Origin of the sequence: Streptomyces sp. NPDC007164, from assembly GCF_040634135.1 — a bacterium.
GTDB classification, from domain to species: domain Bacteria; phylum Actinomycetota; class Actinomycetes; order Streptomycetales; family Streptomycetaceae; genus Streptomyces; species Streptomyces sanglieri.
In genome coordinates this window covers 72577-87196 of the sequence record NZ_JBEYFB010000003.1, presented here as the reverse complement: position 1 = coordinate 87196, position 14620 = coordinate 72577, and the positions used below count along the sequence as shown (strand labels likewise).

General features: G+C 70.1%; 12 protein-coding genes and 1 tRNA gene. 2 read left to right on the top strand and 11 right to left on the bottom strand.

Annotated features, from left to right (window positions below; all coding sequences use genetic code 11):
• Positions 1-352 precede the first annotated feature (352 nt).
• Positions 353-443 (top strand) — tRNA-Ser (locus tag ABZ622_RS07010).
• Between the two features lie 114 nt (positions 444-557).
• Here ABZ622_RS07010 and ABZ622_RS07005 read toward each other — a convergent pair.
• From ABZ622_RS07005 to ABZ622_RS06965, 9 genes are all read right to left on the bottom strand, one after another.
• On the bottom strand, positions 558-1367 hold the full coding sequence (locus ABZ622_RS07005) for an HAD family hydrolase (protein ID WP_360541168.1): 810 nt from the start codon (positions 1365-1367) through the stop codon (positions 558-560).
• A complete protein-coding gene (gene serS / locus ABZ622_RS07000; RefSeq protein ID WP_360541166.1) occupies positions 1364-2653 on the bottom strand; it encodes a serine--tRNA ligase in 1290 nt (429 codons plus the stop codon). Before serS ends, ABZ622_RS07005 begins: the two co-directional genes overlap by 4 nt.
• 634 nt (positions 2654-3287) lie before the next feature.
• Entirely contained in the window at positions 3288-4223 is a 936-nt protein-coding gene (gene pheA, locus ABZ622_RS06995) for a prephenate dehydratase (protein ID WP_360541164.1), read from the bottom strand.
• A 27-nt stretch (positions 4224-4250) separates the two neighbouring features.
• Entirely contained in the window at positions 4251-5531 is a 1281-nt protein-coding gene (gene efeB, locus ABZ622_RS06990) for an iron uptake transporter deferrochelatase/peroxidase subunit (protein ID WP_360541639.1), read from the bottom strand.
• Positions 5532-5635: 104 nt separating this feature from the next.
• Positions 5636-7612: a copper resistance protein CopC gene (locus ABZ622_RS06985; RefSeq protein WP_360541162.1), complete on the bottom strand. Its 1977-nt coding sequence runs from the start codon at positions 7610-7612 to the stop codon at positions 5636-5638.
• A 14-nt stretch (positions 7613-7626) separates the two neighbouring features.
• Positions 7627-8076 carry a copper chaperone PCu(A)C gene (locus ABZ622_RS06980; protein ID WP_360541160.1) on the bottom strand — a complete coding sequence of 150 codons (450 nt, stop codon included), beginning with the start codon at positions 8074-8076 and terminating at the stop codon, positions 7627-7629.
• Positions 8073-8726 carry an SCO family protein gene (locus tag ABZ622_RS06975; RefSeq protein ID WP_360541158.1) on the bottom strand — a complete coding sequence of 218 codons (654 nt, stop codon included), beginning with the start codon at positions 8724-8726 and terminating at the stop codon, positions 8073-8075. Before ABZ622_RS06975 ends, ABZ622_RS06980 begins: the two co-directional genes overlap by 4 nt.
• A gap of 45 nt (positions 8727-8771) precedes the next feature.
• On the bottom strand, positions 8772-9515 hold the full coding sequence (locus tag ABZ622_RS06970; protein WP_360541156.1) for a YcnI family protein: 744 nt from the start codon (positions 9513-9515) through the stop codon (positions 8772-8774).
• Between the two features lie 148 nt (positions 9516-9663).
• On the bottom strand, positions 9664-10467 hold the full coding sequence (locus ABZ622_RS06965; RefSeq protein ID WP_360541154.1) for a hypothetical protein: 804 nt from the start codon (positions 10465-10467) through the stop codon (positions 9664-9666).
• Between the two features lie 245 nt (positions 10468-10712).
• On the opposite strand from ABZ622_RS06965, the gene ABZ622_RS06960 reads away from it, so the two are divergent.
• Positions 10713-11276, top strand: coding sequence for an ATP-binding protein (locus tag ABZ622_RS06960; protein ID WP_360541152.1), 564 nt, complete (start codon positions 10713-10715; stop codon positions 11274-11276).
• Between the two features lie 26 nt (positions 11277-11302).
• On the opposite strand, the gene ABZ622_RS06955 is transcribed toward ABZ622_RS06960, so the two are convergent.
• Together ABZ622_RS06955 and ABZ622_RS06950 are read right to left on the bottom strand one after the other, a co-directional pair.
• Positions 11303-12766: an aminopeptidase P family protein gene (locus ABZ622_RS06955; RefSeq protein WP_360541150.1), complete on the bottom strand. Its 1464-nt coding sequence runs from the start codon at positions 12764-12766 to the stop codon at positions 11303-11305.
• Positions 12767-12887: 121 nt separating this feature from the next.
• The gene (locus ABZ622_RS06950) at positions 12888-14279 is read right to left on the bottom strand and encodes a PP2C family protein-serine/threonine phosphatase (protein ID WP_360541148.1); all 1392 of its coding nucleotides are present in this window, start codon (positions 14277-14279) and stop codon (positions 12888-12890) included.
• Positions 14280-14620: the final 341 nt, after the last annotated feature.

The window sequence follows — 14620 nt, the reverse complement described above, 5'->3', positions numbered from 1 at the left end:
AAAACGAGTGGCGTCGAAGGACGGTTCCCGGCACAGTGGTTGGCACGGCACACGCCAATACGCAGGCACACGCCAATACGCACGGCGTGCAGCAACGCGCGCGGCGTGCACCAATACGCATGGCGCACGCCGACACGTACTGAGTACGCCGACACGCACGACGTACGCCGACACGCACGCCACAGGCCGGGAGAGGAGCGCGACGATGACCGAGAGTCCGAGTCCGTCGAGTTCCCCGCAGGGCGGACCCCAGCCGGCACCGGAGTAGTCACTCACCGACGACTCCGCACGGTGAGGCTCGGGACGAACGCCCGGGGCGGCACCGTTCGCGCATCGCGCCGGCCGCCCTCCCGGAGGATTGGCCGAGTGGTAAGGCAGCGGCTTGCTAAGCCGTCGTCGGGACCGTGAACCCCGCGCGCGTTCGATCCGCGCATCCTCCGCCACAGCAGAGCCGACAGGACCCACGTGCCGGTGAAGCACACGTGGGTCGGAAGCAGCTGCTCCCGACCCACGCTCCTTGTTTCCTGCCCCTGTCCCTGTTCTCTGCCCACGCGCCCCTACGAGGACGTCTGTAGCAGCCGCTCCAGGACCACGGCGATGCCGTCGTCCTCGTTGGACGCGGTGACTTCCTGCGCCACGGCCTTCAGGTCCGCGTGCGCGTTGGCCATCGCCACGCCCCGCTGCGCCCAGGCGAACATCGGGATGTCGTTGGGCATGTCGCCGAAGGCAAGGGTGTCCGCGGCCTTCACGCCCAGCCGGCGCGCGGCCAGCGAGAGTCCGGTCGCCTTGCTCAGCCCCAGCGGCAGGATCTCCACCACTCCCGGACCGGCCATGACCACGTCCACGAGATTGCCGACGGCCGCGCGCGCGGCCGTCGCCAGGGCGTCGTCGTCCAGATCCGGATGCTGTATGTAGACCTTGTTCAGGGGCGCGGACCACAGCTCGGCCGGGTCCTTCACGAAGACCGCCGGAAGCGGGCCTTCCTGTACCCGGTAGCCGGGGCCGACCATCACTTCGCCGTCGAGCCCGTCACGGCTCGCCGCCAGGGCCAGCGGACCGACCTCGGCCTCGACCTTGGACAGCGCGAGCCCGGCGAGCTGCCGGTCCAGCGTCAGCGAGGTCAGCAGCTTGTGCTCGCCCGCGTGGTAGACCTGCGCGCCCTGGCCGCAGACGGCGAGCCCTTCGTAGCCCAGGTCGTCCAGGATGTGACGGGTCCAGGGGACCGCGCGGCCGGTGACGATGATGTGCGCGGCACTGGCCGCGGTGACCGCGGCCAGTGCCTCACGGGTGCGCCCGGAGACCGTGTCGTCGTTACGCAGCAGCGTGCCGTCGAGATCGGTCGCGACGAGCTTGTACGGGAAGGTCACTTGGCGACCGGCTCCAGAACCTCGCGCCCGCCCAGATACGGCCGGAGCACCTCGGGAACCCGCACCGAACCGTCGGCCAGCTGGTGGTTCTCCAGGATCGCCACGATCGTGCGCGGCACGGCGCAGAGCGTGCCGTTCAGCGTGGACAGCGGCTGGAGCACCTTCTTGCCGTCGCGGGTGTCGCGCATCCGGACGGACAGGCGGCGGGCCTGGAAGCCGTTGCAGTTCGACGCGGACGTCAGCTCGCGGTACTTGCCCTGCGTCGGGATCCACGCCTCGCAGTCGAACTTCCGGGAGGCCGAGGCGCCCAGGTCGCCGGTGGCGACGTCGATCACCTGGAAGGGCAGCTCCAGGGCGGTGAGCCACTGCTTCTCCCAGTCCAGGAGCCTGCGGTGCTCCGCCTCGGCGTCCGCCGGGTCGACGTACGAGAACATCTCGACCTTGTCGAACTGGTGCACCCGGAAGATGCCCCGGGTGTCCTTGCCGTACGTACCGGCCTCGCGGCGGTAGCAGGGCGAGAAGCCCGCGTAGCGCAGCGGCAGCTTCTCGGCGTCGATGATCTCGTCCATGTGGTACGCGGCGAGCGGGACCTCGGAGGTGCCGACCAGGTAGTAGTCGTCCTTCTCCAGGTGGTACACGTTCTCCGCGGCCTGGCCGAGGAATCCGGTGCCTTCCATGGCGCGCGGACGGACCAGCGCCGGCGTCAGCATCGGGATGAAGCCGGCCTCGGTGGCCTGTGCGATCGCGGCGTTGACGAGGGCGAGCTCCAGCAGCGCGCCGACGCCCGTCAGGTAGTAGAAGCGCGAACCGGAGACCTTGGCACCGCGCTCCATGTCGATGGCGCCGAGCTTCTCGCCGAGTTCCAGGTGGTCCTTGGGCTCGAAGCCCTCGGCGCCGAAGTCACGGATCGTGCCGTGCGTCTCCAGTACGACGAAGTCTTCCTCGCCGCCGACCGGCACGTCCTCGTGGACGATGTTGCCGATCTTGAGCATCAGGCTCTTGGCCTCGGCGTCGGCCTCGTCCTGTGCCACGTCGGCGGCCTTGACGTCGACCTTCAGCTGCTCGGCCTTCTTGAGCAGCTCGGCGCGCTCGTCGGGCGAGGCCTTGGGGATGAGTTTGCCGAGCGCTTTCTGCTCGGAGCGGAGTTCGTCGAAGCGGACACCGGACGACCTGCGCCGCTCGTCGGCGGAGAGAAGGGCGTCGACGAGTTCGACGTCCTCTCCACGGGCGCGCTGGGAGGCGCGAACACGGTCGGGGTCCTCACGGAGCAGGCGAAGGTCAATCACCCCTCCAGGCTACCGGCCTGTACTTGCGCAGCTCGAACCGATATTGCCGAGCGTGTCACTTTGCCCTAATTGCCTGAATTGGTAATGCTGGGGGAGATTGTGCGGCTGAAGTTGATCTCGACCGTCAATAAAAAGAGCCTACTCCCCTAAATGGGGCAGAAGGCTTCATTCGTCTTGACGTATCACCCTTGCCTGGAAGGGCAGTTGATCGTTGCTTGTCCACAGGTTCCCGAGCTTCCCAAAGTTATCCACAGGCTGTGAGGAAGATCTGTGGATGCCGGAGGGGGGCATTCCGAAAGTCGTGTCATGGCTCGCGGATTTCCCGTTCAAACCCACTTCAGACGCTCGTTCGGGTGGGAATTCCCCCTCTTGAAGAGTTGATCAACGGAATTGAGGCAACACGGGGAGCCCTGGGTGGCCTTCCGGTCTGTGGATGCATCTGGGGCGACTGGAGTGATATGTCGACCATGTCGCATTGGAGTGTCGACTTGTCCCCAGGTCGAGAGCCGCCCCTGTGGATAACTCTGTGGATGCAGAAAATCGGCAGATAACACCGGCTCGTCGGTCGTGGCGTGCCGCGACCGCCGGACCGGCACTGACGCCCTCCCGTTCCGTCCCGCAGGAAAGAAACCCGTCAGCCCCGGCCGTCCAGGTTTCTGGCCAGCCAGTCGGAGGCCTCGGTGAACTCCGTGTCCGACGTACCCGCCCGCAGCGGCCGTACGTCCTGCACCGCCACACCGGCCCTCGGGTACGAACCCAGGAACCGCACCTTCGGGCAGATCCGCTTCAGTCCCATCAGCGCCTCGCCGACCCGGCGGTCCGCGATGTGTCCCTCGGCGTCCACCGCGAAGCAGTAGTTCCCGATGCCCGCGCCCGTCGGCCGCGACTGGATCAGCATCAGGTTCACCCCGCGCACCGCGAACTCCTGGAGCAGTTCGAGCAGCGCACCGGGGTGGTCCTCGCCCATCCAGATGACCACCGACGTCTTGTCCGCGCCGGTCGGCGCCGCCGGCCGGGCCGGGCGGCCCACCAGCACGAAGCGGGTCTGCGCGTTCTCCGCGTCATGGATCTCGGTCACCAGCGGCTCCAGGCCGTAGGTCGCCGCCGCGAACTCACCGGCGAAGGCGGCGTCGTACCGGCCCTCCTGCACCAGCCGGGCGCCGTCCGCGTTGGACGCCGCCGACTCCCACACGGCGTCCGGGAGGTTGGCGGCCATCCAGTTGCGTACCTGCGGCTGGGCGGCCGGGTGCGCGGTGACCGACTTGATGTCGGACAGTTCGGTGCCCGGCCGCACCAGCAGCGCGAAGGTGATGGAGAGCAGCACCTCGCGATAGATCATCAGCGGTTCGCCGGTGGTCAGTTCGTCGAGCGTCGCGGTGATGCCGCCCTCGACGGAGTTCTCGATCGGCACGAGCGCCGCCGCGGCGGCCCCGCTGCGTACCGCGTCCAGAGCCGCCGGTACGGAGACCATCGGGACGAGTTCGCGGGTGGCGGCCTCCGGGAGCGTACGGAGGGCGACCTCGGTGAAGGTGCCTTCGGGGCCGAGATATGCGTAGCGCGTGGCGGACATACCGTCACCCTAATGCGCTCCGGTGGCTCAGGACTCCAGCAGCCGCTGCCCCACGTACTCGCCGTCCGCCGCACCGCCCGGCACCGCGAACAGACCGCTCGCCTCGTGCCTGATGAAAGGCGACAGGGCATCGCCCCGGTCCAGCTTCCGCTGCACCGGAACGAACCCGCGCAGCGGATCCGCCTGCCAGCAGACGAACAGCAGACCGGCGTCCGGAGTGCCGTCCGCCGAGATGCCGTCGTGGTACGAGAAGGGGCGGCGCAGCATGGCCGCGCCGCTGTTCTTCTCCGGGGCGGAGATCCGGGCGTGGGCGTTGTCCGGGATCAGGAGCCTGCCGTCGGAGCCGGCCTTGTCGAGGTCCATCGCGGTGGTCTCGGCGCCGCCGCTCAGCGGAGCGCCATCCTTCTTCCGGCGCCCTATGACCTGCTCCTGGCGCTTCTCGGGGAGCTTCTCCCAGTCGTCGAGCAGCATCCTGATCCGGCGCACGACCGCGTACGAGCCGCCCGCGAGCCAGTCGTACTTCGCATCGGCTCCATCCCGGGCGTCCGACGCGCCCGACGCGCCCGGGGCATCCGGGACGAAGATGCGGCGGTCGAAGTCGCTCTCGGCCGGTTTCGGGTTGTTGGTGCCGTCGACCTGGCCCATCAGATTGCGGGCGGTCATCGGCTCGGCCGTGGCACCCGGGGAGCGATTGAAGCCGTTCATCTGCCAGCGGACCCTGGCGGCCGGGGCGGCCTCCTTCTGTACGGCCCGCAGCGCGTGGAAGGCGACCAGCGCGTCGTCCGCGCCGATCTGGACCCAGAGATCACCGTTGGAGCGCGCGGCGTCGAGGCGGTCGGTGGAGAAGGGGGGCAGCGGGTCGAGCCCCGGTGGGCGGCGGTCGGTCAGGCCCGTGCGTTCGAAGAAGGTCCGGCCGAAGCCGAAGGTGACGGTCAGCGAGGACGGCCCGGCGTCCAGCGCGATCCCCGTGTCGTGGTCCGGGCCGTCCGCCGCGCCGCTCCCGGCGGGCTCGCCCGCCATCAGCCGCCCGGCCGTCGCCGACCACCGGCGCATCAGCGCGGCGGCTTCCTTCCGGCCGGCCCCGGGCACCAGGTCGAAGGCGACGAGGTGGCCGCACGCCTGAAGCGGAGTGGTGATCCCCGGTTGATGTTTCCCGTGAAACATCACCTGGGTGGAGCCGACCGCCGTCAGTGCGGTGGGTTCGTCGGGCCGGGTCGCGGCATAGCCGGTGGCGCCGCCCGCCGCGCCCAGCACCAGCCCGGCCGCACCGGCCGCGCCCGCGCTGCCGATCAGCCGACGCCGGGTGATGCCACCACCGGCCTCCCCGGTCTCGTTGCCACGAGGGGTGTCGCCCCTGCCGCCCGCCGAGGTCTTCCTGTTGTTCGCGCTCACGATCCCGCTCACGATCCCGCTCAACCAATCTTCATGTTCTTGTCGATGGTCGTCTGATCGATGTCCGACGTACGTACGGTCACGGCGACCTTCCAGTTGCCGGCCATCGGGATCTGGACGCCGTCGGCGGTCCAGTGGCCCTCGGTCAGCCGGGCGGGGACGACCGGGAGCGGGCCGATGTCCTTGGACTCCAGAGTGAAGGCGACCTTCACCTCGGGAACGTCCATGGGCTTCCCGTCGCTGCCGTCCACCCAGAGGTGGAGCTCATTGGCGCCGGTACGGGCGGGGGTGATCTCCATTCGCACCGTTCCCCTGCCGTTTTCGCCGCCGGTGTCGAAGGGCAGCTTCATCTCGACCGGGCCCGCGGTTGCCGGGGCGCTCGCCGCGGTCGATGCGCGGGCCGCCTCTTCCTCGGTGCGCGCCGGTTCGGTGGAGGTCAGCACGGTCGTCACCGCCAGCAGTGCCACGGCGACCCCCACTTCCGCCAGCACCGATCGGCGCAGCCCGGACCGCTCGGGGTCGGAGTCGCGGATCCGCTTCTTCTCGGCGGTGGCCACGGCGGCCTGCTGCCGGGCGAGCTGGGCCGCCCGCGCGGGGTCCTCGGCCGTGGCCCCGGCGGTGTCCGGATCCTCGGCGCCTGCGGACGCCTCCGTCGACGAGGTCTCGGCCGGAGAGGTCTCTTCGTCCCGGGATTCCGTCGCCGCGCCGCTCCCGCCCGTGATCAGGCGTGCCGTCCACCGCCGCGAGAACCACGCGATCCCGAGCAGGACGGCGATCAGCCCCACCTTCACGAGCAGCAGCTGCCCGTATCCGGTGCCGGTGAGCGCGGACCAGGTGCCGACCTGGCGCCAGGACTGGTAGATCCCGGTCGCGGCGAGCACGATGACGCTGCCGAACGCGATGCCGGAGAAGCGCCGTACCGCCGTCGCGTCGATGTCGGGGGCCCGGTACAGCGCGACCAGCAGCGCGGTGAGACCGCCGAGCCAGGCCGCCACGGCCAGCAGGTGCAGCACGTCGACCGGCATGGCGATGCCGGGCTGGATCCCGGTCGAGGCATGCTCGGCGAGCGCCCACGTACCGGCGATCCCGGCGGCGATCACCGTGCCGCCGATGGCCAGCCCGAAGGTCAGGTCCTTCTTCTCGCGCTCGTCCTCGCGCTTGGCGTAGGCGCCGAAGAGCACGGCGATGAAGAGCGCGGAGGCGCCGAGCAGCAGCAGCCGGGAGACGAGCGCGGCGCCGGGCTTGGTGTCGAGCACGGCCTTCAGCCCGTCGAGGTCGAAGGCGTCCGCGAGCTTCCCGGATCCGGTGTACGGGTTGCGCAGCAGCAGCATCGCCAGGGTGGCGACGGTGAGGGTCATCCAGCCGCGTACGACCAGGCGTTGAAGCGGGCGGGCGCCCGCGCCGCGCTGCCAGCAGGCCAGCACGAAGGCGGAGCCGCCGGCCAGCAGGATGAAACCGGCGTACGCGGCGTAGCGCGCGATGCCGTAGAGGGTGCCGACGAGGCCACCCCCGGCCTGGTCCGTCGGGAGCGCCACGGTGGTCTTCGAGGGGGCTCCGACGGAGAAGGTGAAGGCGCCGGACACGGGGTGGCTGTCCGCGGACACGGCCTGCCAGGCGACGGTGTACGTACCGTTGGGCAGTCCGGCGTGCAGCGAGACCCCGTACTTCACGGTGGAGCCGCTCTGCAGATCACGCGGTGCGGCGCCGGTGTCGGCGCGTTTGCCGGCGGGGTCGAGGATCCGGATGGAGTCGTCACCGAGGGCGACCTGCTCGGAGAAGGTGAGCGTGACCTCCTTGGGGGCGGTGGTGACCACCGCCCCGTCCTGCGGATCGCTCCCGGTCAGTGCGGCATGCGCGGACGCCGGGCCCGCACCTCCCAGCAACAGGCCGAACACCATGCCGACGAGGGCGGCGAGGAGCGCCGCCGCGGTGAGTGGACGGCGTGTCGCGGGAGTCGACGGGGTCGGTCCGAAGTGCGGGGCGGTGGTGGCTGTCATGACGAGTCAGTCCCTCACTGCTTCTTCGGGTTGTGGGTGGTCTCCATCACGGGCAGGTCGACCTTGATCGGGTCGGCCTTCTCGAAGTGCAGCTGCACGGACACCTTCTCGCCCTGCTTGGGCTGCTGCTTGAGCTTCATGAACATGATGTGGTTGCCGCCGCGTTCCAGATCCAGTTCGCCGCCGGCGGGCACGTCGAAGGACGTCACCATGCGCATCGTCTGGTTCTTCGTCTCGTGGATCGTGACGTTGTCGGAGAGGGAGCTGGTGACGGAGGTGAGCCGGTCGGACACGCCGCCGCTGTTCTTCACGACGAGGAAGCCGGCCGCCATGTCGCTGACCGGCTGCGGCATGAACGCGCCGGTCACCTTCAGCTCGGGCTTGTCGTCCGAGGACGAGCAACCCGCCAGCGTCAGCCCGGTGGTGAGGGCCATGACGCCGGCGAGGGCGATGCGGCGGTTCACGGGGTCTCCCCCTTGATGATCTTGGGGAGGTCCTTGGTGTAGTCGTCGGGCGAGGTGTCCTCGCTGTAGACGAGGTAGCCCTTGTCGGTCTTCGGGGAGAACGCGATGACCTGGGATCCGTGCATCGAGACGACCGTGCCGTCCTTCTCCTTCTTCGGCGCGTCGATGCCGATGCCGATCTGGCGTGCACCCGCCTGGATGGTCGGGAAGTCGCCGGTGAGACCGGTGAAGGAGGCGTCCTGCATCTTGAGCCAGCTGCCGAGCGAGGACGGGGTGTCCCGCTCGGGGTCGGTGGTCACGAAGATGACCTGGAGCTTCTCCTGGTCGGCCTTGGGGAGCGCCTTCTTGGCGATGGCGATGTTGCTCATGATGAGCGGGCAGACGTCGGGGCAGTTGGTGTAGCCGAAGTAGATCAGCGTCGGCTTTCCCTTGGTCCGCTCGCGCAGGTCGTACTTCTTGCCGTGGGTGTCGGTGAGCACCAGATCCGGCTTGGTGAACGGCTGGTCCAGGGCGGTCGCGGCCTTGGTCTTCGCCTGGACCGATACATCGGCGATGGGCTTCTTGGCACTGTCTTCGCTGCTGCCGCAGGCGGACAGGGTGAGCGCAGCCGCGGCGGCGAACGCCGCGGCCAGCACCGTTTTCTTGGACATGGAGCTCTGATTCCTGGTGGTCGGTGGGACGGGTGGCGCTGTGGATCAGGCGGTGCGGCGGCGGCCGGCGAGGACGCCGAACGCCACCCCGGCAATGCCGATGACGATGCCGACGATGCCGAGGACACGGGCCGTGGTGTCGCTCGTGGACGAGTCCGAAGCGGCCGTCGTCTGCTTGTCCGCCGCCTCGGCACCGGAGCCGGTGCCCTTGGCGTCGTCGGCGGCACCGTGCTCGCCTGCGGCCGGTGCGGTCAGGGCGAGGACCGGTGCCGGGCTCTCCGGCTCCTCTGCGCCCTTCTTCTGCTCCTCGATCCAGCGGACGACTTCCTTGTTGTCGTACGTCTGGATGGCCTTGAACACCAGCTGGTCGGCGTCCTCGGGGAGCTGGCCGATGGAGAGCGGGAACTGCTGGAAGTCGCCCGGGCGGATGCCGCGCTCGTCCTTGTCTCCCGTGGCGGTCCAGGTGACCTTGGAGACGGCCTCGTTGATCTTCTGGCCGTGCATCTCCAGCGGCTTGGCCAGCTTGCTCTTGGTGACCTCGATGTCCCAGCCCGGCACGGCCTGCGGCATGACGGAGGCCAGTGGGTGGTCGGTCGGGAAGTTGACCTCGACCTTGGTCGTCGAGGCGTTGTCGCGCTCGTTGGGGACCTTGAAGTTGACGGTGGCGTAACCGCCCTTGGCGGCCTCGCCCTGCGGCTGCACGCTGACGTGCGCGGAGGCCGTACCGGCGAGGATCAGGACGGTGGACGCGGCGACGCCGCCGGCGAGGGCGATGCGGGAAACGTTCATGGCAGGTATCACTCCACGGAAGCACGAGGGAAAGTGGTCCGGCGCGCGGGTGTGCGCCGACATCACGACACCTCTCCCCTCCGAACGGCGGGCATGCGCCGACCGGGTACGGAACAGCGCGGTTCGTGCGCCGGGTGGAGGTGTCGCGTCAGGCTGCGAGTGCGTACGCGAGTGGCGGACCGCGCCTGATCACCAGGTGCTGCAAGGGGTCGCCGGTGGCGGGCGCCGGGGCGTCGACCGCCGTACGGAGGGTGCGCGGCCCGGTCGTCGGGCAGTCGCGGAGCCCGGCGCGCAGGGCACCGACCAGGGCGAGTGCGGCGCGCAGGGCGCGCAGCCGGGCCCCGGCGGCGATCTGCTGGGCGCCGTGCGCGGACAGCCGGACCAGCCGGAACAGGGCGATCTCCCCGCGCCGCAGCAGCCAGCCGGTGGCCACCGCGGCCAGCAGGTGGCCGAGGACCATGGGCAGATCGGGCAGCAGCGCGGCGAGCGCGCCCGGATCCGTACCGGACGCGGCGGCCACGTGCTGGTGGGCACCGCCCGACACCGAAGCCGGGTCGATGCCCGCGGTGGTGACGACGCGGTGCGCCTCGGCGGCGCTCAGCTGCGCCGGACCGGCCCCGCACACCAGGCTCGCCGCGAACCGGATCAAGGAGTCGTCGCCCGCCGCGGTGTTCGCCGGGGTGCCGTGCGTACCCATGCCGAACAGGACGTGCAGGGCGATCTGCCCGCCCGCCAGCGCGGCGGCGATGGACGGCAGTGAACGCTCGCGTCCGGCGAGCGGTGCCACCACCGCGGCCATCCCCAGGAATCCGGCGAGCAGGGTCCACCAAGGGACGGGCGCACAGGAGGCCAGGGCGTGACCCGCCGCGGACAGCGCGACACAGACCGCGGCGAACACCGCGGTCCTCAGGAGCCGCAGACCGGCTCCGGCGCGTGCGACCGGCATAGACATGGCGGGGTCATCATCGCACCGAGGCCCCGGCTTCGGTACGGCAGGTCCGGAAGGCCGCCTTCCGTCCGACGGGAACGAGCCGGTCGGTACGGGCCGGGGCTTTCTCGGGTGTGCGCCGGGCATACACGGGTGTACGGAGAGCTGGTATCCGCCGAATGAGCGGTCTCACATCCGGTCCGCGCTTACGAACGGCGCTGCGCGGCAATAGGTATCGGTATGTCGAGCCGCAGCCAGGAGGCTGGAGCATGAGCATCTGGTGGTCCCTCCATTTGCGGCGCGAGGCTGCGAGCGTTCCACTCGCCCGCCGCTTCCTGCTGGGCACCATGGAGACCGCGGGCGTGGACCCGGACATCTCCTTCGATCTGTCGCTCGCGCTCAGCGAGGCCTGTGCGAACGCCGTCGAGCATGGCGGTGACCACGCGGACCAGGACGACCGGGAAGGCCGGGGCGACCGATTCGGCACCCGGGATCCGTGGGACGTGTGGGACGAGCTGCCCGGCGCCGCCTCGGCGCAGTACCGGGTCACCGCCTACCTGGACGGCGAGAAGTGCCGTATCGAGGTCGCCGATTCGGGCCCAGGCTTCCCGGCCCGGAGCACCCTCCACGACTCCGCGGAGCGGTACGAGGACCAGCAGCGGTACGAGCCCCGGCAGTACCCGCCGCTCAGCGCCGAGGACGGGCGGGGGCTGTGTCTGATCGAGCAGCTCGCCGACCATGTGCACTTCGGCAACCGCCCCGGCCGCGGTGCCGTCGTCAGCTTCGACAAGGTCCTGAAATGGCGGAAGGACGCCCTGCTCATGGTGTCCTGAGCAGGGCGCCCTTCGACGCGTGGGGATCAGCCCTTGAGCCGGGCCATCCACGCCTCGACCTTGTCGGACCGGCGCGGCAGCTTGTCGGAGAGGTTCCGGTTGCCGTCCTCGGTGACGAGGATGTCGTCCTCGATCCGGACGCCGATGCCCCGGTACTCCTCCGGCACGGTCAGGTCGTCGGTCTGGAAGTACAGACCGGGCTCGACCGTGAGGCAGACGCCGGGCTCCAGCGTGCTGTTGACATACGTCTCGGTGCGCGCGGCGGCGCAGTCGTGGACGTCCATGCCGAGCATGTGACCGGTGCCGTGCAGCGTCCAGCGGCGCTGGAGCCCCAGCTCCAGGACCTTGTCCACGGTCAGGTCGCCCAGCAGGCCCCACTCGACGAGCTTCTCGGTGAGCACCCGCTGCGCGGCGTCGTGGAAGTCGCGGAAGCCGGCGCCGGGCTTGACGGCGGCGATGCCCGCCTCCTGCGCCTCGTACACCGCGTCGTAGATCTTCCGCTGCAACGGCGTGAACGTGCCGTTGATCGGAAGGGTGCGGGTCACGTCGGCGGTGTAGAGGTCGTCGGTCTCCACGCCGGCGTCGAGCAGCAGCAGCTCGCCGGAGCGCACCGGTCCGTCGTTGCGCACCCAGTGCAGGGTGGTGGCGTGCGGGCCGGCCGCGCAGATCGAGCCGTAGCCGATGTCGTTGCCCTCGATGCGGGCACGCAGGAAGAAGGTGCCCTCGATGTAGCGCTCGCTGGTCGCCTCGGCCCGGTCGAGGACCTTGACGACGTCCTCGAAGCCGCGCGCGGTGGCGTCGCAGGCCTTCTCCAGCTCGGAGATCTCGAAGGCGTCCTTGACCAGCCGGGCCTCGGACAGGAAGACGCGCAGTTCCTCGTCGCGCTCCGCGGTGACCTTGTCGGTCAGCGCGGCCTCGATGCCGGCGTCGTGGCCGCGGACGTTGCGGACCGGGCCGGTGGCCTCGGTCAGCGCGGCGGGGAGCTCGCGCACGTCCTTCGCGGGGATGCCGAGCAGCTGCTCGGCCTCGGCGAGGGAGTGGCGGCGGCCGACCCACAGCTCGCCCTGGCCGTCGAGCCAGAACTCGCCGTTCTCGCGGTTCGAGCGCGGCAGCAGGTGGAGGGTCGCCTCGTGACCGTTCTCGGTCGGCTCCAGGACGAGGACGCCGTCCTGGGTCTGGTCGCCGGTGAGGTACGCGTACTCGGTGGAGGCTCGGAAGGCGTACTCGGTGTCATTGGAGCGGGTCTTCAGGTTGCCCGCGGGGACGACCAGTCGCTCACCGGGGAAACGCGCGGAGAGCGCGGCGCGGCGGGCGGCCGTGTGTGCGGCCTGGGCGATCGGTTCGAGGCCGTGCAGCTCGGTATCGGCCCAACCGGACTTCATGTTCGCGGCGAGTTCATCGGAGACGCCCGGGTACAGGCCGTTCTTCCGCTGCTTGACCGTCTCTTCTTCCTCGGTCTCCGGGTTCTCCGGGGTGAGCTCCTCAGCCACGATTTGTCTCTCCTTGATACGACACTGGACCCCGACCATCGTACGGGCGTACGGAAGGGGGCACAGGGCCGGAAGACCTGTTACACGGCTGGGGCGGGCGTGGAGCGGGACCCGGCGGCGCTCAGTCGAAGCGCGCGGCCAGTACGACCACGTCCTCGGCGCTGTCGTTCCGGTCGCGAGCGCCGCCGCTCCGGCCGGGCCCGTCCGGCAGCACGGTGTGCAGCACATGGTCGGCGACGGCTCCGGCGTCGTGGCGCATCGCCTTGGGTACGGACGCGGCCGCCGAGTGGAGCCGCGCGAACGCCCGGTCCGTCGAGTCGCCGGTCCGGCGCAGCAGTCCGTCGGTGTAGAGCAGTACGGTCTCGCCGGGCGCCGGCGCGATCTCCACGCTGGGCGCCTCCCAGCAGGCGAGCATGCCGAGCGGTGCGGAGACCGAGGTCTCGACGAATTCGGTGCGCCGGTCGCCGATCACGAGCGGCGGGGTGTGGCCCGCGCCGGCCAGCAGGATCTTGCGCTCGGCCGGTTCGCAGTAGGCGAACAGCGCGGTCGCCGTACGGGCCGGTTCGGTCAGCCGCAGCAGCAGCTCCAGGTCGGAGAGCACGGCGACCGGATCCTCGCCCTCCATCACCGCGTACGCCCGCAGACCGGACCGCAGCCGTCCCATGGCGGCCAGCGCGCTCGGCCCGGAGCCGTTCACCGAGCCCACGGCGAGACCGAGCGCCCCCTCCGGCAGGGCGAGCGCGTCGTACCAGTCGCCGCCGCCCCGCGCCGCCCTGCGGTGGCGGGCGGCCAGCTGCACGCCGGGAACCCGGGGCAGCCGGCTGGGCAGCAGCTCCTCGGTGACGGTGGCGACATCGGCCCTGGCCCGCTCCAGCTCCAGCAGCCTGGCCAGATGCTCACCGGCGTATCCGGCGTAGAGACCGACGAGATGGCGTTGGCGCTCCAGGGGTTCGGCGGGTTCGTCGTACAGCCAGACGGCGGCGCCGAGCCTGCCGGTCGCCCCGGCGGTGATCGGTACGGCGTAGCTGGCGGCGTATCCGAGCCGGGCGGCGACCTCGCGGCGGCGGGGGTCCAGGCCGGGGGCGCCCAGCAGGTCGGGGGTGGTCAGCGCGTCCTCGGTGTCCGGGAGCCCCTCCAGGATCCGGCCGTAGGAGGTGGCGGTGCGCGGAACGGTCTCGATCTGTCCGAGCTCGGCGTGGGCGAGCCCGAGGCCGATGGTGCTCACGGGGCCGCGGCGGTCGGACGGTTCGAAGACGACCAGGCCGCGGCGGGCGCCGACCAGGGCGGCCCCGGCGTCCAGCAGTTCGTGGAGGGCATCGTCGAGCGTGCCGGTTCTGGCCAGCCGCTCGGTGAGTTCGTGCAGCGTGGTGAGGTCGGAGATCCAGCCGGCGAGCCGGTCCTGGATGACGGCTCCGGGTGCGGAGGGCACTTCGGACAGAGGCCCGGCAGTGTGTGCTGAAACCGGAACTGTGGGATCGATTCCAGCCACTTTCGGCAGGTGTGGGGCGCTCATGGCTTCCGGCTTTCCGACCAGTGCTTTCTGTCGAATAGCATCGCAAACCCCCATGTCATTCTGCGTCGCTATCAGTGCATCCGCATGTACACGTAGCACCACATGTACACGCACAAGTGAGGCGATGTCCAGCATTGTCCCCACGGGTTTTATGGTGTCCGGGCGGCTGTTAAGTTGGCCAAAAAATGCACCCGAAGGCAACTATTTGCGGTCGACTGGGCGTGCTCGAACAGGGGGTGTTCTCGGGGTGAAGTCCCGGAGGGAGCGTCATTTCGGGCATGCTGGGTACGTAATCGATGAAGGCCAGGGGCAGTTCTGATCGCCCCGGAACCCGGCAACGG